This is a genomic window from Propioniciclava flava, assembly GCF_004126535.1.
Classification (GTDB): Bacteria; Actinomycetota; Actinomycetes; order Propionibacteriales; family Propionibacteriaceae; genus Propioniciclava; species Propioniciclava flava.
On the sequence record NZ_PPCV01000002.1, the window covers coordinates 174,324 to 197,617 of the forward strand.

Below are 23,294 nucleotides of genomic sequence, written 5' to 3' on the forward strand. Positions count from 1 at the left end.
GGTGCAGTGCCGGATGCCGCCGATGACGCGACGGGAGTAGCGTCCCGGAGGTGGACTGGATTGTTCTGCTGGGCTCCGGTGTCTTGGAGGCAGTATGGGCGACCGCGTTGGGCGCGTCGGCAGGCCTGCGACGCCCCCTCCCGACGGTCGTGTTCGTGCTCGCTTTGCTCGCCAGCCTGTACGGGCTGTCGCTGGCCATGATGACCATCCCCGTCGGGACGGCCTACGCCGTGTGGACCGCCACCGGCGCGACACTGACCGTCGTGTGGGGATTGATCCAGGGCACTGAACCTGCGACCTGGCGACGCATCGGGCTGTTGTTCGGCATCGTCGCCTGCGTCGTCGGCCTGAAGCTGGTGAGCTGACATGGCCTGGATCGTGCTGGTGGTGGCGGGCCTGCTGGAAGCGGTGTGGGCAACGGCGCTGTCGGCGTCCGCCGGGCTGACCCAACCCGTGCCCAGTGCGGTGTTTGCCGTGGCAACCGTGCTCAGCGTCGTGGGCCTGGGGTGGTCCATGCGGCACATTCCCACCGCTACCGCCTACGCGATCTGGACGGGGATCGGCGCGGTGGTCACCGTCGTCTACGCGGCGGCGACGGGTGCCGAACATCTGACGGCGCTCCGGGGATTGTTCCTGGTGGGGATCATCGGTTGCGTCGTCGGGCTGAAGAAGACATCCGATGATGAACAGCAGGCGGTCGCCGAGGAACTCGTGGAGGAGCCGATGGACGTCGACTGACGCCGACGCCCGACAGGACGCCTCAGTGGCCGGTCGTCTGCTTACGCGGGATCAGGTGCATCACGGCGACGACGACGGCACCGACCGCGAGCCCGACCAGGAAGGAGAAGAACGTGTTGGTCAGCCAGCCCAGGAAGCCGCCGAACGCGCCAGTGGCGTGCGCGACGCCCTCCTCGAGGTGGTGCACGAACCCGTAGGGGGCTTGCCAGCCCAACTCGGCCACCCCGACCAGCAGGATGTGCCCGCCGACCCACAGCATGGCGATCATCCCGACATTCGACAGCACCGCCAACACGGTGGGCATGGCCTTCACCAGGCCCTCCCCGAAGCGAGCCCGGAATCCCTCGCCTCGCGCGAGCGCCAACCCGATGTCATCCATCTTCACGATCAACGCGACGACCCCATAGACGCCCACGGTGATGAGTAGGCCGACGATCACCAAGATGAAGGCCCGCCAGCCGAGCGGCTCGTGAGTGACCTCGTTGAGGGCGATCACCATGATCTCGGCCGACAAGATGAAGTCGGTCCTGATAGCGCTGGCCGTCATCACCTTCTCGTGATCGGTTCCTGACGTGGCGACGGGATCGTCGGTGACGACCGGGGTGTGGCCAGAAACCTTCTCCCAGAGCTTCTCGGCACCCTCATAGCTGAGGTACACCCCGCCCACCATGAGCAGCGGCGTCAGCAGCCAGGGCAGGAACTCACTGAGCAGCAGGATCGCGGGCAGGATGAAGATCAGCTTGTTGCGCAGAGAACCCACCGCGATGTTCTTGATCATGGGTAGTTCGCGGGAGGGGCTGAAGCCGGTGACGTAGCGGGGGGTCACCGCAGCGTCATCGATCACGACCCCCGAGGCCTTCGCGCTGGCCCGGCCTGCCGCTGCGGCGACGTCATCCACGGACGCCGCAGCGGCCTTCGCCAAGGCCGCAATGTCGTCGAGCAAGGCGGCGAGACCACCACTCATGGATCCATCCTCATCTCGGGGTTGCGTCAAGCCGACAAAGCGGGTTGCGGGGCCTCAGGACAGGCCAGGGGAAGCCAGGAACGCCTGGCCGTCGCCGCGTGCGGACACCTCGACGTCCTCGGCGGACAGGAAAGCGGAGTCGCCTTGGTGGAGGTCTACGACGCTTTGAGGGCAGCGCAAGGTGAGGGAACCGCGCGTGACGAAGATGATGCGGGCCTGGGCCCGCTTTGGCAGCGCTACCTCGCGCCCGGGCGTGGCCTCGATGCGGTTGACCTCGAACTCCAGCGCGGGGGTGTGGTAGGTCCACAGTCCGGGGGAGGTCTCTTCCGGGGTCCGGATCGTCGGACGGCCCCAGGAGAAGTCGACCACCGTCACCAGTTCGTCGACGGCGATGTGCTTGGAGGTGAGGCCTCCGCGCAGCACGTTGTCGCTGCTCGCCATGACTTCGATGCCGGTGCCGCGAAGATGGGCATGCATCCGCCCGGCCGGGACGTACAGTGCTTGGCCGGGCTCCAGGACCACCCGGTTCATCAGCAGGGCCGCCATGATGCCCGGATCGCCGGGGAAGACGTCGTCCAGTTCAAGCGCCGTCCGGGCGAACTCGCCCAGTTCCCCGTCGGCTTCACGGTGATCGACCGCCGCAGCCAAGACCGCATCCACGGCCTGGCGACGCTCGTCATCCAGGGACAGCACTTGGAGGAAGACCTCTTGCAAGGCGGCCTCGCCCCCGCGCGAGCGCAGCGGCGCGATGAGGCGTTCGACGTCGGGGCCTGCTGAGAGTTCGCTGAACAGCCGCGCCGTCTCTGCGGGCTCACGGAACCCGGCCAGCGTGTGGAACTCGTCCAAGGCGACCAGGATCTCGGGCTTGGGCCAGGTGTCCTTGTAGGTCCGCTGCGGGGAATCGCGTGGGATCCCCGCGGCCTCCTCAGCCGCGAACCCTGCCTGCGCCTGCTCCCTGTTGGGGTGAGCCTGCAGCGACAAGGCGTGGCGGGCCGAGAGCACCTTCATGAGGAAGGGGAGGTGCGGCCCGAAGGCGGCAAGGCTCTGATCGCCCAGGAGCGTGGGGTGCTGGGCGATGGCCGCGTCCAACGTCGTGCCGTCCAAAGCCGAGGGTGCCAGCGGGTGAGCGCCGAGCCAGAACTCGGCCAACGGGCGGCCATCGGGTTGCGTGCCGAGCAGCGAGTGAACAGCCTCGAAGGTGCCCCAGGGGTAATGGATCATCGTTCCCTGTAGCTGTTCCATCGGGAGCGCCTCCAAGCGTCGGTCAACGTCGTCGTGTCTCCCCCCATTAGACCCGGCGCCCTCCGGGCGGGCAACCCCGCCGCCCCAGGAGCGAATGACACCGCTGTGATTCGCGCGTAAACTTGGCCCCATGTCCGATGCCAATCCGATGATCGCTTCGTCCGGCCTGAGCGAGATCGATGAGCGCCTCTTGGATTTTGAGGCGTCGTGGTGGTCGGCGACAGACAACAAGGAGGCCGCGATCCTGGAGCGCTTCGGCCTCTCCTCCCCGCGCTATTACCAGCAACTCAACGCCCTGATCGACCGGCCCGAGGCCCTGGCGTACGCGCCGATGCTGGTCAAGCGTCTGCGTCGTCAGCGGCAGCGTCGCCAAGAGCAGCGCTCGGCCCGTCACCTCGGGGCCCACTCGGTCATCTGAGGCTCGCCGCGAGAACCTCGCCGCGATGGTGCGTGCCGGGCGGGATGGCGACGCGTGCGACGGTGGCCTCATCCGGTCAAAAACGGGCCGTGAATCGGCCCACAATGAGGAGGCGGATCGTTTGCACTCGGCCATGTCGAGTGCTAAACATGGTGTTAGCACTCTCTGGTCGAGAGTGCCACACGTTCGGTCCGGTGAGGCCTGCCGATCAGGCCGTCCGTCGCGGGCACCGTCCGGACGCTCATAGCTGACATCCGAAAGGGTTGCCGCAGTGGCAAAGCTGATTGAATTCAACGTTGACGCGCGCCGCGGCCTCGAGCGGGGAATGAACATCCTCGCCGACGCGGTCAAGGTGACGCTGGGCCCCAAGGGCCGCAACGTCGTCCTGGAGAAGAAGTGGGGAGCCCCCACCATCACCAACGATGGCGTGTCCATCGCCAAGGACATCGAACTCGATGATCCGTTCGAGAAGATCGGCGCCGAGCTGGTCAAGGAAGTCGCCAAGAAGACCGACGATGTCGCAGGCGACGGCACCACCACCGCCACCGTCATCGCGCAGGCGATGGTCCGCGAGGGCCTCCGCAACGTGACGGCTGGCGCGAACCCGATCGAGCTGAAGCGTGGCATCGACAAGGCCGTGAAGGCCATCGCCGCCGAGCTCGCCAAGAACTCCACCCCGGTCGACACCAAGGAGCAGATCGCGGCCACCGCGTCCATCTCCGCGGCCGACGCCACCGTGGGCGACATCATCGCCGAGGCGATGGACAAGGTCGGTAAGGAAGGTGTGATCACCGTCGAGGAGAGCAACACCTTCGGGCTCGACCTCGAGCTCACCGAGGGCATGCGCTTCGACAAGGGCTACATCTCCCCGTACTTCGTGACCGATACCGAGCGCATGGAGGCCGTCCTGGAGGACCCCTACGTGCTGATCGTGAACAGCAAGGTCAGCAACCTCAAGGATCTGCTGCCCGTGCTGGAGAAGGTCATGCAGAGCGGTAAGCCGCTCCTGGTCATCGCCGAGGACGTCGACGGGGAGGCCCTGGCTGGCCTCATCGTCAACAAGATCCGGGGCACCTTCAAGTCGGTCGCCGTCAAGGCCCCCGGCTTCGGCGATCGCCGCAAGGCGATGCTGGGTGACATCGGCATCCTGACCGGCGGCCAGGTCATCTCCGAGGAGGTCGGCCTCAAGCTCGACCAGGTCACCCTGGAAATGCTGGGCCGCGCGCGCTCCGTGCTCGTCACCAAGGACGAGACCACGATCGTCGACGGCGCCGGTGACAGCGAGCAGATCAAGGGCCGCGTGGCTCAGATCCGCCGCGAGATCGAGAACTCCGACTCCGACTACGACCGCGAGAAGCTCCAAGAGCGCCTCGCGAAGCTGGCCGGTGGCGTCGCCGTCATCAAGGTCGGTGCAGCCACCGAAGTCGAGCTCAAGGAGCGCAAGCACCGCATCGAGGACGCCGTACGCAACGCGAAGGCGGCCGTCGAAGAGGGCATCGTCCCCGGCGGCGGCGTCGCGCTGATCCAGGCTGCTGCCGCAGCCAAGGGCAGCATCGCGAACCTGTCCGACGATGAGGCCATCGGCGCGCAGATCGTCTTCACGGCCTCGTCGGCCCCGCTGAAGCAGATCGCGGAGAACGCGGGCCTGGAAGGCGGCGTCGTGGCGGAGAAGGTCGCTGGCCTGCCGGCTGGCGAGGGTCTCAACGCGGCTACCGGCGAGTACGTCGACATGCTCAAGGCCGGGATCCCCGATCCCGCGAAGGTGACGCGTTCGGCGCTGCAGAACGCGGCGTCCATCGCAGGCCTGTTCCTGACGACGGAGGCCGTCATCGCCGACAAGCCGGAGAAGGCGCCCGCCGCGCCCGCCGGTGGCGACGAGGGCATGGGTGGCATGGGCTTCTGAGCCCAGTCCTCCTGGCTTGACGCGGGGCGTCCCACTTCGGTGGGGCGCCCCGCGTCGCATCTAGACGACGGAGCGTGGCGCGGCGTTCCCGCGTGGCGCGGCGTTCCCGCGTGGCGCGGCGCCGCTCACCGCGTCGTCGGCCATGATGACGCCATGAGCGCGCTCCTGGAGGTCCGCGTCCTGTCCGCACAGGACGCCGCCCCTGCCGAGGCTGGCGGGGCGGATCGGCTCGAGGTCGTGGGCGTCCTTGACGATGGGGCGCTGTCGCCCGAGCCGCGACTGGTGGCGCAGATTCGCTCGCGCACGTCACTGCATCTCCGCCCGGTCGTGCGGCTGCGTCCGGGGTACTCCACCGACGGCGGGGAGGCGACGCGGTTGCGAGGCCTGATCTCCGCCTATCTCGACGCCGGGGCGGACGGGGTCACTCTCGGTTTCGTCAACGGCCTGGGCGCTGTCGACGTGGAGGTCGTATCGGCACTGCTGGATGGGGTCGTGTGCCCGTGGACCTTCTCGCGAGCCTTCGACGCGGTGCTGGACGTCCCCGCGGCCTGGCGAGCGGTGATGAGTCTTCCTGGCCTCGACGGGGTCCGCACGGCGGGGTCCGCCCGTGATCTCGAGCATGGCCTAGACGATCTGCTGGCCGTGCTGCGCGACGAACCGGCCCGGGCCCGTTTGGTGGTCGCCGACGGTGCCCTCCTGCCGGATCAGGTGCCTTGGCTCGCCCGGGCGGGCGTGCGCCAGTTCCACCTGGAGGGTCAGGTCAGGCCCGGCGGATCAGCGCGCGCCTACGTGGACGAGTCGCTGGTGCGGTCCTGGCGCCTGTTGGTGGACGCCCAGGCCGCGAGCGCTGCCCGCCACCGCGGCTAGCGCGCAGCGGGGGTGCCTTCGGTGCCCGACGCATCGCCGGAGGCCGAGGCGGCGTCGGGGCCCTGTTCGACGCCTGGGGCCGGGGCGCTCTCGGGACCCGGTTCGATGTGGACGACCGTGGTGGTGCCGGGGAGCGCCTCATCGACGACCTCCTCGATGCGGTCAGCCAGCTTGTGGCTGCGCGACACGGACCAATCACCGGGGACGACGACCGTGGTCTGGACGAACCGCTGACGCCCCGACTCCCGGGTGAGGATCTGGGTGACGTCGACGTTGGTATCGGTCACGACATCGAGGGCCTCATGAATGAGCGCGACCTCCTCATCGGGAAGTGCGGCGTCCAGCAACCCGACGACGGAGCGGCGGATGAGCTTGCCGCCGGTCCACAAGATGTTGATCCCGACCAGCAACGCGATCAGCGGGTCGATCCACTGCCACCCGGTCAGGAACAACAGCACGATGCCCGCGATGACGCCGACGGTCGTCCAGACGTCGGTGATCAGGTGCTTTCCGTCCGCCTCCAGCGTGATGGAGCGGTTCTGCCGCCCCTTGCGGATGAGGATCAGCCCGACCACGAGGTTGATGACGGTTGCGAGGCTGGCCAGAATCAGGCCCCAGCCGATCTCCTCGACGGGTTCGGGGACGATGAACCGGCGGATCGAGGTGATGATGATGCTGGCGGCGGCGACGAAAATGAGGGCGCCCTCGACCAGGCTCGACATGTATTCGGCCTTGCCGTGACCGAAATCATGATTGTGGTCGGCGGGCTTGCCGGACACCGCGAGCGCCCACAGCGCGACGAACGCGGCGACGAGGTTGACCGTAGACTCCAAGGCGTCCGACAGCAACCCGACCGAGCCCGTCATCAGCGCGGCGGAGCCTTTGATGCCCACGGTTAGGACGGCCGCTGCGATCGACAGCAGGATGAACTTCATCAAGAAGCGCGTCGAGACGGGGGAGTCCGGCTGTGCCGTGTCCATGAGGGTTCCTTCCAAGCGAAAAAGCGGCCCTAGTCTACGGACCGATCGCGACGGTGGACTCCTCGACCCAACCCACGTCACCTGGCCAGCGCTCCGGATCGTTCCCGCAGGACGCCAGCGTGGCCAACTGCTGAGGCCAGATCGGCTCGGGGACGTCGGCCAAGGAGGCCAGGGGAATCCAGGCGTGCCCCGCCAGGGTCACCTGCTCCTCGGCCGTGTGGCCGGAGGTGTCGAGCGTGAACTGGGGGACGCGCAGCAGATAGAAGGTTTCTGTCTGCTCGCAGATCTGATCGGAGTAACCGTGCGCGGCCACGCGGCGCATGAGGGGGCCGACCAGATCCTCGGCGCGCGCGTGGAACCCCGTCTCCTCGGCGAGTTCCCGCAACGCCGTCTCGATCTCGGTTTCCCCGGGATCCATTCCGCCGCCAGGGGTGACCCACCAGCGGGAGCCGGGAACCCCAGGATCGGTGTCGGCGAACAGCAGGACCGCTGTTCCATCGGTGACCACGACGCGCACTCCGCGCCGCGTCTTGCGCGGCCGATCAGCCGGGGCGATCGGGGTGAACGTGCGTGACCGAAACGGTTCGGCAGTCATGGCATCTCTTCGGGTGGTTCGCGATTGCGCAGAGCCTGCCCCATGAGCAGGGGCGTCGTCAGGAAGAGGGCGAAGTCCGCCAGGCGAGCCCAGGGCTGTGCGTATCCGGGGAGCGAGAACAGATCAAACCCCCCGGTCTCGGCGGCCATGGAAAACAGGGAGATGGCGAGCACGATCACCGCGATGACCAGGAACGTCCGTTGGATGGGCGCGCGGCGATAGCGGATACGGGTGGACAGGGCCCAGGCGACAAGGAACAGCGGCGCGGACAGTGGTGTGATGAGGGCGCCCAACGCCAGCGCGATCATGACCCCGGGGGTCGCGGCCTTCAGCATCTGCTGCAGTGTGACCTGGCTGTACTGGCGTTGCTGCGCCTGCCAGGGGGCACCTCCAGGCTGACCGGGAGCAACGCCGGGGCCGTTGACGCTGGGCAGGGGAGCATAGGGGCCACGCTGTTCCGGCAGTGCCGCGGGTGAGGCCGGCGCCGATACGGGGCCGGGCGGCCACGCCTGGGGGGGCGGCCATGACGGGGACGGTGTAGGCGGTGGCCACGACGATCCGGTCGCCGCGACGGGGGAGGCTGCGGACGGGAAGGGCTCCTCGGGCCGTCGAGTGGGCTCGGCCGGATTCTCGACGCCGCCCAGCGGGTTGGCCGCGACGTCGAAGGCCGTCCGCGGATCCCGCGTATCCGGCGGCGGTGGGATGAGTCGCGCGAGGTCGGGCGCCGAGGGCGCCACGTAGGTCGGGGCAGGCGTTGCCGGGGCGACAGCTGTGAGCGCTGCCGTGTGGGGCGCCTCGGCCTGGCTGAGCGGTGCAGCCATCGGAGCGACGAACGCGCCGGGCCGCTCGTGGGGCGCGTACTCGGGCCCATCGGTCCAATCGGCCACGTCATCCACCTCCTCAGGTCGCCGTCCCACCATACCTGGAGGGCTCAGGCGGGCTCCGCCGCACCTTGTCTGGTCGGGTACGCTGGAGCGGTCTATCCAATGACTGTTCAGGAGTGTGTGACATGCCTTCCGGGCGCGTGCGGTTCTTCGATGCCGACAAGGGGTTCGGCTTCATCGCCAAGGACGATGGCGGCGACGAGGTGTACGTCCATTCTTCAGCCCTGCCCGAAAACGTCGCGACCCTGAAGAAGGGTCAGCGCGTCGAGTTCGGCCTCATCGAAGGCCGTCGCGGCGAGCAGGCCATCTCCTTGCGTCTGTTGGAGGCCCCCGTCTCGCTGTCGAAGGCGACGCGGAAATCCCCCGAACAGATGGCTGTCATCGTCGAGGATCTGATCAAGATGCTGGACGCGCTGGGTGGGAGCTACCGCCGCCACCGTCACCCGGACGCCAAGCAGGCGTCCAACACTGCGCACGTGCTCCGGGCCGTCGCCGACGAATTGGAGCTGTGAGTGGCGCTTAAGGCACCCGAATTGGACGAGGCCTGCGCTGAGGCCATCGACCTCGCACGTCAGGCGGCCGAAGCGCGTGCCGACGTTGCGGGCGTGGGCGAGCATCTGGGCGTCCAGGTGGAAGGCACCCGCGTCGCGACGCATTACTTCGCCGTCGAGCACCCCGGCTACCCCGGCTGGCGCTGGGCGGTCACGGTGGTCCGCGCCGCCCGCGCGAAGGTGGTGACCGTCTCCGAGGTGGTGATGCTGCCGGGCGAGGGGTCGCTGCTGGCTCCCACCTGGGTGCCATGGGCCGAGCGTATCGAGGCCGGTGACGTCACTCCTGGCGTCCTCCTGCCGACGGCCGACAACGACCCCCGGGTCGAGGCCGGGTTCACCGGTGGCGACACGGCGCGTGACGCCGATCCGGCGCAGTGGCAGGCGACGCGCGCCGTCGTTGCCGAGTTGGGGCTTGGTCGCGAGCGCGTCATGAGCGCCTATGGGCGTGACGAAGCTGCTGAACGGTGGATCGCGGGCGACGGTGGTCCCAACAACGCCATGACCAAGCAAGCTCCCGGCCAGTGCGTCGATTGCGCGTACTGGGTTCGGCTCTCGGGTTCGCTGGGCCGGGCCTTCGGCGCCTGCGCCAACGAGTTCTCTCCCAGCGACGCGCACATCGTCTCGGTCGACCACGGCTGCGGCGCCCACTCCGACGTCGTGGAGGCGCACCGGGGTGTGGATTTGCCGCGTCCGGTGTGGGACACGATCTCCGTCGACGACCTGCTCTTCGACTGAGTCTTCGGTACGGCACCCGGGAGGGGCGCGGAGCATAGCCGTGTGACGACCGCGTGACGGGCGGCGACGGCGAGACAAGGGGGAGCGTCCCTGCTTCTACCCTTAAGATTCCCGGCATGTCCTCCAGCACTTCGGCGCCCGTCGGCGCGCCACAAACCGGCCTTGATGGCTGGTTCGGAATCACCAAGCGTGGGTCGAGCGTCGGGCAGGAGGTGCGCGGTGGCCTCGTGACGTTCTTCACGATGGCGTACATCATCGCCCTCAACCCGCTGATCATCGGCACCACGCCCGACAAGACAGGCAACCTCATCAGCGGGCTGCCCGCGACGGACGCCAACATTCCGATCACGATCGCGATGGTGGCTGCGGCGACCTCGTTGGTCGCGGGCGTCATGACCATCATCATGGGTGTCGTCGGCCGCTTCCCGCTCGGCCTGGCGACCGGCCTGGGCCTGAACGCGATGCTGGCCTACGTCATCGCCCCGCAGGTCACCTGGCCGCAGGCGATGGGCCTGGTCGTGTGGGAGGGCATCTTCATCCTCATCTTGGTGCTGACCGGTTTCCGGGATGCGGTCTTCCGCGCCGTGCCGCGTCCGCTGCGGACCGGCATCGCCGTCGGCATCGGCCTGTTCATCACGCTCGTGGGCCTGGCGGACGCGGGCATCGTGCGCACCGGCAGCGGGACGCCGCTGCAGTTGGGCATCGGCGGCTCGCTCATCGGCTGGCCGATGGCCATCTTCGTGATCGGGCTGTTCCTGCTGGTCATGCTGTACATTCGCCGCGTCCGCGGGGCCATGCTGATCGCCATCGTTGGCATGACGGTGCTTGCCGTCATCGTCGAATCGGTGTTCCACGTCCCGGCCAAGAGCGCCGACTTCCCGGCCGGGTGGGCTCTGAACGTTCCTGAAGTTGGCCCCGGCGGGCTGTTCAGCCTCCCCGACCTGTCCTTGATCGGACGCGTCGACATGCTGGGGGCCTTCTCCGGAAGCGCTACCGCGACCATCGCGATGATCATGACCGTGTTCGCACTGCTGCTGGCCGACTTCTTCGACACGATGGGCACCATCGTCGCCGTCGGCGCCGAAGGCGATCTCCTCACCGAGGACGGCAACCCCGAGCGCATCCGGGAGATCTTCGTGGTGGACTCGCTGGCCGCCATCGCCGGTGGTCTGGGTTCGGTGTCCTCGAACACCTCCTACATCGAGTCCGCGGCGGGTGTCGGTGAAGGCGCTCGTACCGGGTTGGCGTCCGTCGTGACCGGCCTGGCCTTCCTGGTCAGCTTGTTCCTGGCGCCGCTGGTCAAGCTGGTGCCGTCCGAGGCGGCTGCCCCGGCGCTCGTCTTCGTCGGTTTCTTGATGCTCAGCCAGATCATTCACGTCGACTGGAGCGATCCTGAAGAGGGCTTCCCCGCATTCATCACGATGATCGCGATGCCGTTCTCCTACTCGATCACCACCGGTATCGGCGCTGGCTTCTTGTTCTGGGTGGCCATCAAGACCGCCCGCGGCAAGTTCAAGGACATCCATCCGCTGATGTGGGTCATCTCGGCCGCGTTCATCATCTACTTCGGCCAGGGGGCCATCAACGCGCTGCTGGCGTGATTCTTTCCTTCGAGCGGCCGGGTCATCTCCTCACGATGACCCGGCCCTCGTGCGTTCTAGGCGCGGTAGACGGCGACGAGGTCGGGTTGCTGACGCCCCTGCTCGCGTGCCTGCTGCGTCCACTGCGGGAACCCCTGCAGCCACTCGACGATGGGTGCTGCGAGGTCGTGATGTTCGGGCGTCAGCGCCGGGAGGGCTGCTTGCCAATGGGACGCCATCGCGATGGCCTGGGCGCCCCTCGCATAGCCGAGGGTCTGACCGGGTAGTGGTTTGAGGGGGAGCCCGATGGCTCGACGGAACACACTGCGCAGCCCGAGGTCGGCGGGGACGCCGTGGGCGGCCAGGTCGAAATCGATGCTGTCCAGGGGGCCTCGGTCGACGGAGACCTCGAGGTGGCTCCAGCCATGATCGGCCAGCCATGCTCCCACCAGGGCCCACGCTGCGGACAGGCGCTCGGGGGGAACGTCACGACCATGGCCGACCGCATCGATGTCGATACCGGTGGGGATCCCCGGGTAGACCACTGGGGCATCGGCGGCCCGCCGCGAGAAGGGGCCCAGTTTGCTCAACAGGCCTCCGCGGGGCGGGGGTGCAGGCCAGACGCGCTCGGCCACATCACGCAGTTCGGCGAGGCTGGCGTCGCTTCCGCTAAACACCTCGCGCACGTCGTCAATCGCTACCGCGATGAGGCTCACGTTGCCCATACCCGGAGCTTACTCATGCGGCCTCCCGATGGTGAGCCTGGCGCCCCGGATACACTGGCCAGCGTGAGACTGAGGGCCCAGAACCGGATCGTCACCGGCGCACTTCTCCTGTTGCTGCTCTTGGTTGTGGCAGGCGCCCTGTGGTCGGCGCCTCCGGCCCGAGCCGAGGAGCCGCTGCGGTTGGCCGCGTCGTCGCAACCGTTGGGGATGGCGACCGATCATGCACGCGGCAGATATTGGGTGCTGGACAAGTCCAGCGGACGCCTCACCCTGACGGCCATCAAGCCGGACGGCACCGTCGAAGGGACGATGAACTCCCGCGACAACCTGACTAATGCGCAGGCGCTCGCCTTCGACTCGGGGGAGGCCTACGTCGGCGACATCGGTGGGAAGCGAGCTCAGGTCACCGTCTATCAGGTCACCGAGCCCTGGCCCGGGACGGAGATCCTCAAAGCCATTGCCTACCCGTTGACCTACCCCGATGGCAGCCACGACGCCGCCGCGATCCTGGTCGATGGTTCCCATCGCATCTCGGTGGTCACCAAGGGCCCCAACCCCGGCATTTACCAAGCTGTCCCCACGCCGTCGCGTGACACCCCCAGCCCCCTCACGAGGGTGGCGAATGCTCCCGACGGGGTGACCGACGCGGTCGTGCTGCAGGACGGACGCCTGGTGCTGCGCACGGCGACGACCATCTACGCACTGGACGCCACCAGCTACGCCACCTTGGGTCAGGCTGACATTGGGGTTACGGAGCGCGGCCAGTCGATCACAGAGTCGATCACGGCCGGTCAGGTGCTGACTGCTGCGGGGCCCTCCGGTGTGGTGACATCCCTGGCCGTTCCCGGCCCAGCCCCGGCCACCCCGCAGAATCCCGCGACGCGGTCGGCGAACCCGCAGACCCAGGCGACCACGGATCCTGCCGAAAACCGCACGTTCGCTCAGACGGGGACCACCACGTCGGTGGCGATCGCCGCCGGGTTGGCCGCAGTCGCAGGCCTGGTCGTCGTGCTGCGCCGCCGCTGAGTCTCGCGGCCGGGGCGCCGGCCCCGCCACGAGACGTCAGGCGACGGTGCGCTCCAGCACCCAGTCAATGCATGCGGTGAGGGCCTCCACGTCGGACGGCTCCACGGCGGGGAACATGCCGATGCGCAACTGGTTACGACCCAGCTTGCGGTAGGGCTCCACGTCCACGATGTTGTTGGCGCGCAAGGTTGCCGCCAGCGCGGCGGCGTCCACCGATGCGTCGAAGTCGATCGTCCCGACGACCGGCGAGCGGTACGGCTCGGACACGAAGGGGCTGGCGAGCGGGTGGGCATCCGCCCACGCGTACAGGTGCGACGCGGACGCGTGGGTGCGGCGCTCGGCGTACGCCAGCCCGCCCGAGGCCAGTAACCAGTCGAGTTGCTCGGCCATGAGGAACAAGGTGGCCAGGGCTGGGGTGTTGAGTGTCTGATCCGCGCGGCTGTTCGTCACCGCCAACTGGAGGTTCAGCGAGTCGGGGATCCACCGCTCCTGCGTGAGGCGTGCGCTGCGCTCGATCGCGGCAGGGGAGAGGAGCGCGCACCACAGGCCACCATCGGAGGAGAACCCCTTCTGGGGCGCGAAGTAGTAGGCGTCCACGTCAGCCAGATCGACGGGCATCGCTCCGGCCGAACTAGTGGCGTCGATCAGCGTCAACGCTTGCGGGTCCGACCCGGGGATGCGGTGGATCGGGGCGGCGGCGCCGGTCGCCGTCTCGTTGTGCGCCCAGGCGTACACGTCGGCGTCCGCAACGCGAGGGAGAATGACGGATCCGGGCGCAACCTCGGCGACGGTCGGCTCGTCCAGCCACGGCGTCCGGGCGATGGCGCTGGCGAACTTGCTGGTGAACTCGCCGAACACGCTCACGGAGGCACGCTGCTGGATCAGGCAGAAGGAGGCCACGTCCCAAAACTGCGTCGAACCACCGTTGCCGAGAACGACCTCGTAGCCCTCTGGCGCGTCATACAGGCTGGCCAGCCCGGTACGGATCCGCCGCACCACCTCACGCACGGGCGCCTGACGATGGGAGGTTCCCATCCAGGTGGCGCCGCGGGTGGCCAGCGCGGTCAGCGCGGCGGGGCGCACTTTGGAGGGGCCGCAGCCGAATCGGCCGTCGACAGGGAGCAGATCGGTGGGAATCGTCAAGGACACGCCCCCATTCTCCCATCGTCGGGGCCACCTCGGCGTGAGCGCCCATGGCGGCTAGGGTAGGCGCGTACAGCGTCGCTATGAGCGGGAGGGGATCGGCGTGAGTGACCTCATCGATACGACAGAGATGTATTTGCGCACGGTCTACGACCTGGAAGAGGAGGGTGTGACGCCCCTTCGTGCCCGCATCGCTGAGCGCCTGGGCCAAAGCGGTCCGACGGTGAGCCAGACCGTGCAGCGCATGGAACGCGACGGGCTGCTGCACGTGGCCGACGACCGCCACATTCAGCTCACCGAAGCCGGTCGGGCCAAGGCCACCAGCGTCATCCGCAAGCACCGGTTGGCCGAAGTGCTCCTGACTCAGGTGATCGGGCTGCCGCTCGATCTGGTGCATGACGAGGCCTGCCGGTGGGAGCACGTGATCTCCGACGAGGTAGCCACCCGACTCGACGCCATCCTGCACAACCCCAGCGTGTCGCCGTACGGGAACCCGATCCCGGCGGCGGGCGTCCTGGGGCCACAACTCCCCGCCGAACCCGTCGTGCAGCCGCTGGCACACGTCCTGCCCGAGGAAGGCCCGTGCCACGTCACCGTCGCGCGCCTCACCGAAGCCGTCCAGGCGATGCCCACCGTCCTGAGCGTGCTGGACGAGGTGGGGGTCCATCCAGGCGTCGGTCTTACCGCGGAGAACGTCGATGGTGAACTCAAGCTCACCATCGAGGGTCATGAGGCGTTCCTCACCCCCGACGTGGCCCACCACCTGTTCGTGACAGCCCCGGTCGCGGCGTAGGCGTCCCCCGCACCACGATGAAGCGCGGCTTCGACTGGGAGGCCTACCTGGACCGCGTCCATCGGGACCGGCCCGCGCTGTCGGAGGCCGTGGTGCGGCGGCTGCAATCGGGCGGTGCATCGCCCTATCACTGGCTGGCTCGTGCTGTGTCGCCGCGTGCAGCCACAGTGCTCGATGTTGCCTGCGGCACGGGGGCAATGTCGCGTGAACTCGTCGCCCCCGGGCGGCGCGTCATCGGGGTGGACGTGTCGGTGGCTCGCCTCGACGTGGCCGCTCAGCGTGCCGAGGGCCCTTTCGTGTGTGCGGATGCACGCCAACTCCCTCTGCCCGACGACAGCGTCGACGCGGTGGTGAGCGTCCTAGGGCCCGTCGTGATCCAGCCTGCCGCCGATCTTTTCGCGGAGGTGGCCCGCGTCCTGCGTCCGGGTGGGATCTTCGCGTTCATTGCGCCGACGATCCTGCTGGCGCGGCCGCACGAACTCGTCCGATCGTTGCAGTTGGTGGCGCACCTGCGCGCGCGCCCCCGATTCCCTGGCCCCACCGAGGTCACCGGCTATGTGGAGGCGCTGGAGGGCACCGGTCTGCGGAAGGTCGAGGACGCTCGCGAGCGGTATCACGTCGAGATTGCGGACCGCGGGCAGGCGCGGGAGATCATCGATGCGCTCTACGTGCCGGGATCCTCACCGCGCCGCACCCAGGCTGCTGCGGACTGGCTCACCTCGCGCGTCGAGCGGCGGGGGCCGGTGCGCATGTCGATCGGTATGCGGCGGTTCGTCGTGTTGAAACAGTTGCACGCGAACCCCGCCGGGAATGACTCACCCGAGAACGGTGTTGAGGCAGGGTAACCAACGAAAGGAGCCGAGCGTGGCCACCGTCGAGTTGACGACCGAGAATTTCGCTTCGACCATCGAGGGCAACGACACGTTGTTCATCGACTTCTGGGCGGCCTGGTGCGGTCCGTGCCGCATGTTCGCGCCCGTTTTTGACGCCGCGTCGGAGAAGTACACCGATGTGACGTTCGCCAAGCTGGACACCGAGGCCCAAGGCGAGATCGCCGCAGCTTTGGAGATCCAGTCGATCCCGACCCTGATGGCGTTCCGTGGCGGCGTTTTGGTCTACCGCGAGGCGGGCGCGATGAACGCGTCGGGGTTCGATCAACTCGTTGATGCCGTGAAGGCCCTCGACCTCGAAGAGGTCCGGGCGCAGGCCAAGGAGGCGCAGGAGCGCCACGACGCCGAGCACGCACAGGCGTCCGAGAACTGATCTGTTGTCGCCGCGGTGGTCATCCACCGCGGCGACTCCTGTTGTTCACTTTTTCTCTCACCGCGAAGGAGAGCCATGTCGGTGCAGTTTGGTCTGGACACATTCGGGGACGTGACACTCGACGACGAAGGGCGTCGCGTGTCGCAGGCTCAGGTCATCCGCGATGTCGTCGAGGAGGGCGTGTGGGCTGACCAGCTTGGACTGGACGCCTTTTCGGTGGGGGAACACCACCGGCCCGACTTTGCTGTGAGCGCTCCCGACACGGTGCTGGCTGGGCTGGCGACTTGCACCCAGCAGATCAAGCTCGGGTCGGCGGTCGTTGTGTTGAGTTCGGATGACCCCATCCGGGTCTATGAGCGTTTCGCGACCGTCGATGCCCTGAGCGGGGGGCGTGCCGAGCCCGTGTTGGGCCGGGGGTCTTTCATCGAGTCGTTCCCGCTGTACGGGTTCGACCTGGCCGACTACGAGACCTTGTTTGAGGAGAAGCTCGCCGTCTTCGCGGAACTCCTCAAGGAGCAGCCCGTCACGTGGTCGGGTAACTACCGGACGCCTATGGCCGACGTTGACGTGTTCCCCAAGACAGAGGGCGGCCGCATGAACGCGTGGGTGGCCGTCGGCGGCTCGCCGCAGTCGGTCGTCCGCGCCGCCCACTACGGGTTTGGGTTGCAGTTGGCGATCATCGGCGGTCCGGCCGGCCAGTTCAAGCCGTTCGTGGATCTGTACCATCGCGCGTTGAATGAGTTTGGACAGCGGACGGACCTGCCCGTGGCGGTCCACAGTCCCGGGCACATTGCCGATACCGACGACCTTGCTGCCGAGCAGTTGTTCCCGCACTTCAAGGACAACCGCGATCGGATTGGCCAGGAGCGTGGCTGGGGCGCGGTGGGCCGCGACGAGTTCGAGAACGAGATTGAGCATGGCGCTCTCTACGTCGGCTCCCCGGAGACGGTCGCGGCGAAGATCGCGGCCACGATCAAGCAGTTGGGCGTCCAGCGCTTCGACCTGAAGTACGCCAACGGTCCCATGCCACACTCCCAGTTGATGCGCTCGATCGAGTTGTACGCCACCCGCGTCGTCCCGCTCGTGCGCGACATGCTGGGCTGACGCAGGGGCACGTCACCCCTGGTCGCGATTGGAGACCGGCCCGGGGCGGCGCTAGCCTTGCCGGGCCGGGCCCCATAGCTCAGGGGATAGAGCAGAGGTTTCCTAAACCTTGTGTCGGAGGTTCGAATCCTCCTGGGGCCGCCACCACGATCCCTCGCACCCCGCTGTTGCCGTCTGGCAGGATCAGCGGTGTGGAGAACGGTCGAGACTATGGAGCCGACATGCTGGCGGCACTAGAGGTGAAGCTCGCGTCGGGCGACATCACGCAGGCGCAGCACGACGCCGAGCGCGTCCGGGTTATTGAAGCGATCCGCCAGGGAGCCACCGTCTGCGTCTCGCCTCTGCGGCGAGGCATCATGATCCTGTGCTCGGCGATCCTCATCCTTGCGGGCTTGGTGTTTGCTTTCCTGACACAGACGATCTTCGGGGTTGCGTTGGGGGCCGCGCTCGTCTGGGCCGGCGTCTTCGGGATCCGCCACGCTGCTCGTTAGCCCTTCACCCCTGGAGGAGGATCGAAGACACCAAGAGGTGGATCGATCCCAGTTGAAGACTTAAGAGTTATCAGCGCTACGCCGGGTGTCACATATGTGGGTGACACCCGCCCCTCCTCGGGGGATGTATAGTTATCGAACGAGAGCGACGCCAGGTCGATGTTGTCTCCTGGGGGTGGGTAGACGGCTTCTAAGCCCTTCGACCGGCGTCGCTCTCCCTTTGCGTTCACGAGGGATTTTGACCGCCCCCTGGTCGGGCTTCGCCCGCCGCTGCATGGGGGCCGTGTTGCGCGGCGGACGAACCCCACGGCGATCGCAGCGGGCGCATCGCTAGATGTACTGACCGGGGACGTTGATCAATCGTGAGAAGGGCGGCTGGCCTCCGCAGGCGGTGTGTGGTCGGTGCTGGTTGTACTCGTGGAGCCAGTCTGGGAGGGCATCGCGGCGTTCGTTCTCGCTCGTGTAGCAGCGCGCATACGCCCAGCCGTCGGCCATGGTGCGGTGGAATCGCTCGACCTTGCCGTTGGTCTGTGGGCGGTATGGCCGCGTTCGCTTCGGAGTGATCGATAGAGCCTCGCACGTGTCTCGCCACAGGTGAGAACGGTACGCACCACCGTTATCGGACAAGATGCGCTCAATAGCGACCCCTCGGTCGGCGAACCACTCGACCGCTCGATGCAGGACTCCGACGGCGGTGACAGCGGATTCGTCGTTGTGAACCTCGGTGTAGGCGACGCGCGAGTGGTCATCGATGATGGTGTGCACGAACGCATACCCGAGCTTGGGGTTGCGCCACTTGTTCTTCGGCTTGCCGGGAGTGACGGCACGATTCCTCGATCCTTGACGTCGCCCGACGTATCGCCAGCCCCCACCGTCGGGGATGTTCCCGAGCTTCTTGACGTCCACGTGCACGAGCGAGCCAGGGTGGTCGTGTTCGTATCGGCGGATCGGCTCGCCGGTGGCACGGTCGACGTAGGAAAGTCGATTCATGCGCGCGGTCGTAAGGATGCGGTGGACCGTGGCCGGGGCGATGCCGAGTCGGGCTGCGAGTTGAACAGGCCCTTCCCTCAGGCGCATTCGTAGGCTCACGCACCGTTTTGTCGTCTTCTTGCTCGTCTTGTTCGGCGAAGACTTCGGCCGTGACGACCGGTCCTGCATCGGCTCGCCAGCAAGGTAGCGGTCGACCCACCGCTTCACGGTCGGCCACGACACCTGGAAGCGGGCAGCGACTTCGCTGATCGGCCATCCTTCCTCGATGACGAGGCGTGCGACTCGTAGACGATGACGTGGGGTCAGCGCGGCATTGCGATGACTCAAAGTGCCTCCTGAGATAGATCGGTGGCCGGCCGCGTTTGCGACCGGCTACCGGATGATGGAGTTGGAGTAGAGATCTCTACTCGGCGCCTTGCGCTGCATGGAAGGTGAGTGCTGGCTCGAGCCAGGACTCGAGCCCAGGTCCCTGGAGTGCGGCCTGCTCGACGCAGATCCAGCCGTCGCCCATGGGGCGGTCTGCGCCCATGAGCGCAGGGTGAGCACCAGGGCGGGCGAGTAGGTCTTCCGCGTCAGTGGGGTCGATGCGTAGCAGGAGTGTCCCTTCCCGACGAGCGGCGACGACCATCCGGTCCTCGACCATGAACGACACTCCCCCGAACATCGACACCTCACGAGGGTTGCGAGCTCTTAGCGCGTTACGAACTCGCTCGACCAGGTCCTTCTGTGCTGTCATCGTCCACCCTTCTCGATGTACTCGGGGCCGCTGTAGTGAAGGTTCAAGGACGCGATGCGTCCGCCGTCGAAGGTGAAGAACTCCGCGAAGGTCATGGGACCGCCGGGCATGGTCGCCGTGTAGAGCACGGCGGAGCCGTTAGGGCCGTGCACGTCGTGGATGATCTCGATCTGCTTGACCGTCGCAATGAAACCGGCAACCCCGACCAGGAAGCCATCGGTGGCGTCGGGGAGGTGTCCAGCGAGGGAGCCCGTGAAGTCGAGGTGGTCACCCAGCAGAGGCCGTAGGTCAGCCCCATCCTGGTAACTGTCGATGCCGGACTCGAGGATCCGGTAGTAGTCCTTGAGGGTCTGAGGTGAGGCAGAAGACAGGGTGGCGGGCATGGCTCTCCTTGGTGTGAGAATGGTGCTTGATACTTTCAAGCAGGCACTTGATAAAGTCAAGGGGGTTCAGGTGAAGTCCTACGGACAGCTCTGCTCGATCGCTCGCGCCCTGGATGTCGTCGGTGATCGGTGGACTCTCCTGATCGTGCGTGAGCTGCTGATCGGGGGCGCATTGCGCTTTGGCGAAGTCCAGCGCGGCCTGCCTGGCATCGCGACGAACCTGCTCACCCAGCGTCTGCGGGACCTCGAGACCAACGGTGTCGTCGCCCGCGAGCCCGCCCCAGGAACCCCGGGCACGCCAACGTATCGGCTTACCGAGCGTGGCCGGGCCCTGGACGGAGTGCTGCGCGAGCTTCTGAAGTGGGGTGCACCGACGGTTCCAGACGCGCCGAGTGATGCGATCTTCCAGATGCACTGGCTCAGCCAACCGGCACGCTTCCTCCTCGCGGATCACAGACCGGACGAGCCACCGATCGTGATCCGGTTCGGCACCTTCGACGACGGCTTCGACCTCACCGCCGCCGACGGGACCATCACGGTGGACCCTTGCCAGCGCGATGTCAGCCCCCTGGCGGGTGTTACAGGCCCCGGGCCGGTACTGGTTGCCCTCCTACAAGGCGCAATGCCTCTGCCCGCCGCTATCGCGCAGGGCGTGGATGTCACCGGCGATGCCGCGGCCCTGACGCGAGTTCTACCAGCGCCGCAAGCGTCGACTAACGTCCCCGGTCAGTACAGCTAGAGTCAAGGCCATGACCTCCGGACTTGAGCGGGCACGCCAGAAGATGGCTGCCGCCGGCGCGACTGACGCCGCCATCGACGTCTTCTCTCACTACTACGAGCAACTCGGAGCCTCGGGCGGTGGGTACATCCGCGAAGACTCCATCGAGCCGCTCACCGATCCGCCTCGACTCGCGTCGGTGGACATCGACCCGGACGTGGCGCGGGACGCGCTCGCCCGCACCGCTCTCATTAAGCTCAACGGTGGCCTGGGAACCTCGATGGGCTTGGACGGGCCCAAGACGTTGCTTCCAGTGCGCGGAAGCAAGACCTTTCTCGATATCCTCGTCGCTCAGGTGCTGCGCGCCCGCGAGCGCTACGAAGCCCGGCTTCCGTTGATCTTCATGAACAGCTTCCGCACCCGGCAGGCGACCTTGGATCATCTGGAGCGCTACGACGACCTGGCCGTCGGCGATCTCCCCATCGACTTCCTGCAAGGGTTCGAGCCGAAGCTGACCAAGGACACCCTGGAGCCCATCGAGTGGCCCGCCGAGCCTGAACTCGAATGGTGCCCGCCCGGGCACGGCGACATCTATACCGCCCTCGTCGGAACCGGGCTGCTCGAACGTCTCATCGACGCCGGATTCCGCTACGCCTCCATCGCCAACGGCGACAACCTGGGTGCGGGACCCAACGCCACCCTGGCCGGCTGGTTCGCCCAATCCGGCGCACCCTATGCCGCCGAGGTGTGCCCCCGGACCCCCAATGACCGCAAGGGGGGACACCTCGCGATCCGCAAGAGCGACGGTCGCCTCATCCTGCGCGACACCGCCCAGACTGCGCCCGAAGAGATGGACTTCTTCACCGACGAATATCGTCACCCCTACTTCCACGCCAACAACGTGTGGGTCGACCTGGAGGCGCTCAGCAGGCTCATGGTCGAGCGGCACAACGTCCTTGGCCTCCCGTTGATCCGCAACGAAAAGCATGTCGATCCCGGTGACGCGTCCACTCCCGAGGTCATCCAAATGGAGACTGCGATGGGCGCCGCCATTGAGGTGTTCCCGGGCGCACAGGCGATCGCGGTCGAGCGGGACCGTTTCCTGCCCGTCAAGACCACCAACGAGTTGATGCTCGTGCGCTCCGATGCGTTCGCCCTTGATGGGGACGCGCGGCTGTTGGCGACGACCGAACGCCTGCCTGCGGTTTCCCTCGACAAGCGGTTCTACGCGTTGCTGCCCGATTTCGAGGCGCGGGTCGAGTTCGTGCCTTCCCTGCGGGAGGCGCGCTCCTTAACGGTGCACGGTGACTGGACGTTCTCCGACGTGGTTACCGTGCTCGGGGACGCGGTGCTCCCAGACGAAGGCGCCCCTCGAACGGTCGACACCGAGACCATCGGGGAGCCGTGACGGCCCGCTGGCATCGGGCCCTGGGGCTCGCGCTCACAGGTGAGACACTCGAACTCGGCGTCCAGGACGCTTTCGATGTGGACGCTGCCGTTGCGGCGCTCGCAGCGGCGGGCTGGGACGCCGAGCGCGTCCACGACCATGCGCACCAGTGCGCGGGGAGCGTGCCGTGGCCGCATCCGGTCGCGGCGCACGAGCGCGACGGTGTGGGGCCCGCCGAGTTCCATGCGGCGATCTTGCGGCTTCGCGAACGCCTGGGCTTGAGCGCCTTGGAGGTACGCCCGCCGTCCACGCGCACACGGTTGGACGCCGACGAGCGACGCCTCCTCGCTGACGTGCCCCCGCATTTCGGCCGGACATAACGGGCGCTCCCCGGAGCGCTGGGCAAGACGACGTGATGCGCCGCGTTCTACAAATGGGGACGCCCTGAGGCGCCCACCAGGAAACGGCAGCGCTGGGTGCGGCACGGGTGGGTCCTGACACGCACAACGGGGTCCGTCGGATGGCGGACCCCGTTGACTGTCGATCTGCGGGCCATGCCCGGGCAGACGGTCAGATCAGTTGCGTGCCTTGAGCAGGTCACGGATCTCGGTGAGGAGTTCGTCGGTGCTCGGGGCCTCCGCCGTCACCTCGACCTCCTTGTTCTTGGCCGCATGCTCCTTCAAAGCGGTGTACGGCTTGATGATGAAGAAGTACAGCACGGCAGCGACGATCACGAAGGCGACGACAGCGTTAATGAAGACGCCGATGTTGATGCCGAGGTAGGGGATCGTGACGGCGCTGAAGTCAGGCTGCCCACCGAACAGGCCGATGAAGCCCATGATGATGCCCGTGAAGGCGTCGACGACCTTGGAGAAGGACGCGCCGATGATGACGGCGGTCGCCAGCTCGATGAGGTTGCCCTGCATCAAGAAATCCCTGAAACCCTTCATGGAACGTTGTTCCCTCTCCCTCGTTGTGCCCGCTTGGGGTGGAGTCCTGCTGCCGTAGATGTGTGCGAAACCGCGTCCGGCGACGAACTCGACGCTACACTGTGCAGTTTCTTTTGCTTACGCGGATC

The 23,294-nt window shown here is 67.2% G+C and carries 28 protein-coding genes and 1 tRNA gene; 18 read left to right on the forward strand and 11 right to left on the reverse strand.

The window, feature by feature from the left end; genetic code table 11:
* Positions 1–50 precede the first annotated feature (50 nt).
* Together C1706_RS03570 and C1706_RS03575 are read left to right on the forward strand one after the other, a co-directional pair.
* The gene (locus tag C1706_RS03570) at positions 51–365 is read left to right on the forward strand and encodes a DMT family transporter (protein WP_129457866.1); all 315 of its coding nucleotides are present in this window, start codon (positions 51–53) and stop codon (positions 363–365) included.
* Between the two features lies 1 nt (position 366).
* Positions 367–738 (forward strand): DMT family transporter, encoded by a 372-nt coding sequence (locus tag C1706_RS03575; protein WP_129457867.1) that lies wholly within the window; start codon positions 367–369, stop codon positions 736–738.
* A gap of 22 nt (positions 739–760) precedes the next feature.
* Here C1706_RS03575 and C1706_RS03580 read toward each other — a convergent pair whose 3' ends face one another.
* Together C1706_RS03580 and manA are read right to left on the reverse strand one after the other, a co-directional pair.
* Complete coding sequence (locus C1706_RS03580; RefSeq protein ID WP_129457868.1) at positions 761–1,702, reverse strand: DUF808 domain-containing protein; 942 nt, start codon at positions 1,700–1,702, stop codon at positions 761–763.
* 54 nt (positions 1,703–1,756) lie between these two features.
* Complete coding sequence (gene manA, locus C1706_RS03585) at positions 1,757–2,944, reverse strand: mannose-6-phosphate isomerase, class I (protein ID WP_129457869.1); 1,188 nt, start codon at positions 2,942–2,944, stop codon at positions 1,757–1,759.
* Between the two features lie 130 nt (positions 2,945–3,074).
* Between manA and C1706_RS03590 the strand changes: the two genes are divergently transcribed.
* From C1706_RS03590 to C1706_RS03600, 3 genes are all read left to right on the forward strand, one after another.
* Positions 3,075–3,362, forward strand: coding sequence for a DUF3263 domain-containing protein (locus C1706_RS03590; RefSeq protein ID WP_129457870.1), 288 nt, complete (start codon positions 3,075–3,077; stop codon positions 3,360–3,362).
* A 271-nt stretch (positions 3,363–3,633) separates the two neighbouring features.
* The gene (groL, locus tag C1706_RS03595) at positions 3,634–5,265 is read left to right on the forward strand and encodes a chaperonin GroEL (RefSeq protein ID WP_129457871.1); all 1,632 of its coding nucleotides are present in this window, start codon (positions 3,634–3,636) and stop codon (positions 5,263–5,265) included.
* A 153-nt stretch (positions 5,266–5,418) separates the two neighbouring features.
* Positions 5,419–6,132: a copper homeostasis protein CutC gene (locus C1706_RS03600; protein WP_129457872.1), complete on the forward strand. Its 714-nt coding sequence runs from the start codon at positions 5,419–5,421 to the stop codon at positions 6,130–6,132.
* On the opposite strand, the gene C1706_RS03605 is transcribed toward C1706_RS03600, so the two are convergent.
* The 3 genes from C1706_RS03605 to C1706_RS03615 are packed head-to-tail and all read right to left on the reverse strand — an operon-like array spanning position 6,129 to position 8,594.
* Positions 6,129–7,112 carry a cation diffusion facilitator family transporter gene (locus C1706_RS03605; protein ID WP_129457873.1) on the reverse strand — a complete coding sequence of 328 codons (984 nt, stop codon included), beginning with the start codon at positions 7,110–7,112 and terminating at the stop codon, positions 6,129–6,131. The two genes, C1706_RS03600 and C1706_RS03605, sit on opposite strands and share 4 nt — an antisense overlap.
* 34 nt (positions 7,113–7,146) lie before the next feature.
* Positions 7,147–7,707, reverse strand: coding sequence for an NUDIX hydrolase (locus tag C1706_RS03610; RefSeq protein ID WP_129457874.1), 561 nt, complete (start codon positions 7,705–7,707; stop codon positions 7,147–7,149).
* Entirely contained in the window at positions 7,704–8,594 is an 891-nt protein-coding gene (locus tag C1706_RS03615) for a hypothetical protein (protein ID WP_129457875.1), read from the reverse strand. Before C1706_RS03615 ends, C1706_RS03610 begins: the two co-directional genes overlap by 4 nt.
* Positions 8,595–8,716: 122 nt before the next feature.
* Here C1706_RS03615 and C1706_RS03620 point away from each other — a divergent pair, with 122 nt between their 5' ends.
* The 3 genes from C1706_RS03620 to C1706_RS03630 all read left to right on the forward strand — a co-directional run bounded on the left by C1706_RS03620 (position 8,717) and on the right by C1706_RS03630 (position 11,478).
* A complete protein-coding gene (locus tag C1706_RS03620; RefSeq protein ID WP_129457876.1) occupies positions 8,717–9,103 on the forward strand; it encodes a cold-shock protein in 387 nt (128 codons plus the stop codon).
* Positions 9,104–9,877 (forward strand): DUF3027 domain-containing protein, encoded by a 774-nt coding sequence (locus tag C1706_RS03625; protein ID WP_129457877.1) that lies wholly within the window; start codon positions 9,104–9,106, stop codon positions 9,875–9,877.
* A gap of 116 nt (positions 9,878–9,993) precedes the next feature.
* Complete coding sequence (locus C1706_RS03630; protein ID WP_129457878.1) at positions 9,994–11,478, forward strand: NCS2 family permease; 1,485 nt, start codon at positions 9,994–9,996, stop codon at positions 11,476–11,478.
* Positions 11,479–11,534: 56 nt separating this feature from the next.
* On the opposite strand, the gene C1706_RS13955 is transcribed toward C1706_RS03630, so the two are convergent.
* On the reverse strand, positions 11,535–12,182 hold the full coding sequence (locus C1706_RS13955) for a DUF7691 family protein (RefSeq protein WP_164987414.1): 648 nt from the start codon (positions 12,180–12,182) through the stop codon (positions 11,535–11,537).
* A 63-nt stretch (positions 12,183–12,245) separates the two neighbouring features.
* Here C1706_RS13955 and C1706_RS03640 point away from each other — a divergent pair, with 63 nt between their 5' ends.
* Positions 12,246–13,208 (forward strand): LPXTG cell wall anchor domain-containing protein, encoded by a 963-nt coding sequence (locus C1706_RS03640; protein ID WP_164987415.1) that lies wholly within the window; start codon positions 12,246–12,248, stop codon positions 13,206–13,208.
* A gap of 36 nt (positions 13,209–13,244) precedes the next feature.
* Here C1706_RS03640 and serC read toward each other — a convergent pair whose 3' ends face one another.
* Complete coding sequence (serC, locus tag C1706_RS03645) at positions 13,245–14,357, reverse strand: phosphoserine transaminase (protein WP_129457881.1); 1,113 nt, start codon at positions 14,355–14,357, stop codon at positions 13,245–13,247.
* A gap of 97 nt (positions 14,358–14,454) precedes the next feature.
* Here serC and C1706_RS03650 point away from each other — a divergent pair, with 97 nt between their 5' ends.
* The 6 genes from C1706_RS03650 (at position 14,455) to C1706_RS03675 (ending at position 18,002) form a co-directional block, all read left to right on the forward strand.
* Positions 14,455–15,144: a metal-dependent transcriptional regulator gene (locus tag C1706_RS03650; protein ID WP_129457882.1), complete on the forward strand. Its 690-nt coding sequence runs from the start codon at positions 14,455–14,457 to the stop codon at positions 15,142–15,144.
* Positions 15,145–15,161: 17 nt separating this feature from the next.
* Positions 15,162–15,989, forward strand: coding sequence for a class I SAM-dependent methyltransferase (locus tag C1706_RS03655; protein WP_129457883.1), 828 nt, complete (start codon positions 15,162–15,164; stop codon positions 15,987–15,989).
* A gap of 19 nt (positions 15,990–16,008) precedes the next feature.
* Positions 16,009–16,407: a thioredoxin gene (trxA, locus tag C1706_RS03660; protein ID WP_129457884.1), complete on the forward strand. Its 399-nt coding sequence runs from the start codon at positions 16,009–16,011 to the stop codon at positions 16,405–16,407.
* Between the two features lie 75 nt (positions 16,408–16,482).
* Positions 16,483–17,511 carry an LLM class flavin-dependent oxidoreductase gene (locus tag C1706_RS03665; protein ID WP_129457885.1) on the forward strand — a complete coding sequence of 343 codons (1,029 nt, stop codon included), beginning with the start codon at positions 16,483–16,485 and terminating at the stop codon, positions 17,509–17,511.
* A 68-nt stretch (positions 17,512–17,579) separates the two neighbouring features.
* A tRNA-Arg gene (locus tag C1706_RS03670) sits at positions 17,580–17,655 on the forward strand.
* Positions 17,656–17,732: 77 nt separating this feature from the next.
* The gene (locus C1706_RS03675; RefSeq protein ID WP_129457886.1) at positions 17,733–18,002 is read left to right on the forward strand and encodes a hypothetical protein; all 270 of its coding nucleotides are present in this window, start codon (positions 17,733–17,735) and stop codon (positions 18,000–18,002) included.
* 330 nt (positions 18,003–18,332) lie between these two features.
* Here C1706_RS03675 and C1706_RS03680 read toward each other — a convergent pair whose 3' ends face one another.
* From C1706_RS03680 to C1706_RS03690, 3 genes are all read right to left on the reverse strand, one after another.
* A complete protein-coding gene (locus C1706_RS03680) occupies positions 18,333–19,319 on the reverse strand; it encodes an IS481 family transposase (RefSeq protein ID WP_129457887.1) in 987 nt (328 codons plus the stop codon).
* 76 nt (positions 19,320–19,395) lie between these two features.
* Complete coding sequence (locus C1706_RS03685) at positions 19,396–19,728, reverse strand: TfoX/Sxy family protein (RefSeq protein ID WP_087101690.1); 333 nt, start codon at positions 19,726–19,728, stop codon at positions 19,396–19,398.
* Positions 19,725–20,111: a hypothetical protein gene (locus C1706_RS03690; protein WP_129457888.1), complete on the reverse strand. Its 387-nt coding sequence runs from the start codon at positions 20,109–20,111 to the stop codon at positions 19,725–19,727. The genes C1706_RS03685 and C1706_RS03690 overlap by 4 nt, the downstream gene beginning before the upstream one ends.
* Here C1706_RS03690 and C1706_RS03695 point away from each other — a divergent pair.
* The 3 genes from C1706_RS03695 to C1706_RS03705 are packed head-to-tail and all read left to right on the forward strand — an operon-like array spanning position 20,110 to position 22,596.
* Entirely contained in the window at positions 20,110–20,850 is a 741-nt protein-coding gene (locus C1706_RS03695; RefSeq protein ID WP_206660947.1) for a winged helix-turn-helix transcriptional regulator, read from the forward strand. The genes C1706_RS03690 and C1706_RS03695 overlap by 2 nt on opposite strands.
* Before the next feature lie 10 nt (positions 20,851–20,860).
* On the forward strand, positions 20,861–22,237 hold the full coding sequence (locus tag C1706_RS03700; RefSeq protein WP_129457889.1) for a UTP--glucose-1-phosphate uridylyltransferase: 1,377 nt from the start codon (positions 20,861–20,863) through the stop codon (positions 22,235–22,237).
* The gene (locus C1706_RS03705) at positions 22,234–22,596 is read left to right on the forward strand and encodes a hypothetical protein (protein WP_129457890.1); all 363 of its coding nucleotides are present in this window, start codon (positions 22,234–22,236) and stop codon (positions 22,594–22,596) included. The genes C1706_RS03700 and C1706_RS03705 overlap by 4 nt, the downstream gene beginning before the upstream one ends.
* Positions 22,597–22,791: 195 nt before the next feature.
* Here the strand turns inward: C1706_RS03705 and mscL are convergent, their stop codons facing one another.
* Complete coding sequence (gene mscL / locus C1706_RS03710) at positions 22,792–23,166, reverse strand: large conductance mechanosensitive channel protein MscL (protein ID WP_129457891.1); 375 nt, start codon at positions 23,164–23,166, stop codon at positions 22,792–22,794.
* Positions 23,167–23,294: the final 128 nt, after the last annotated feature.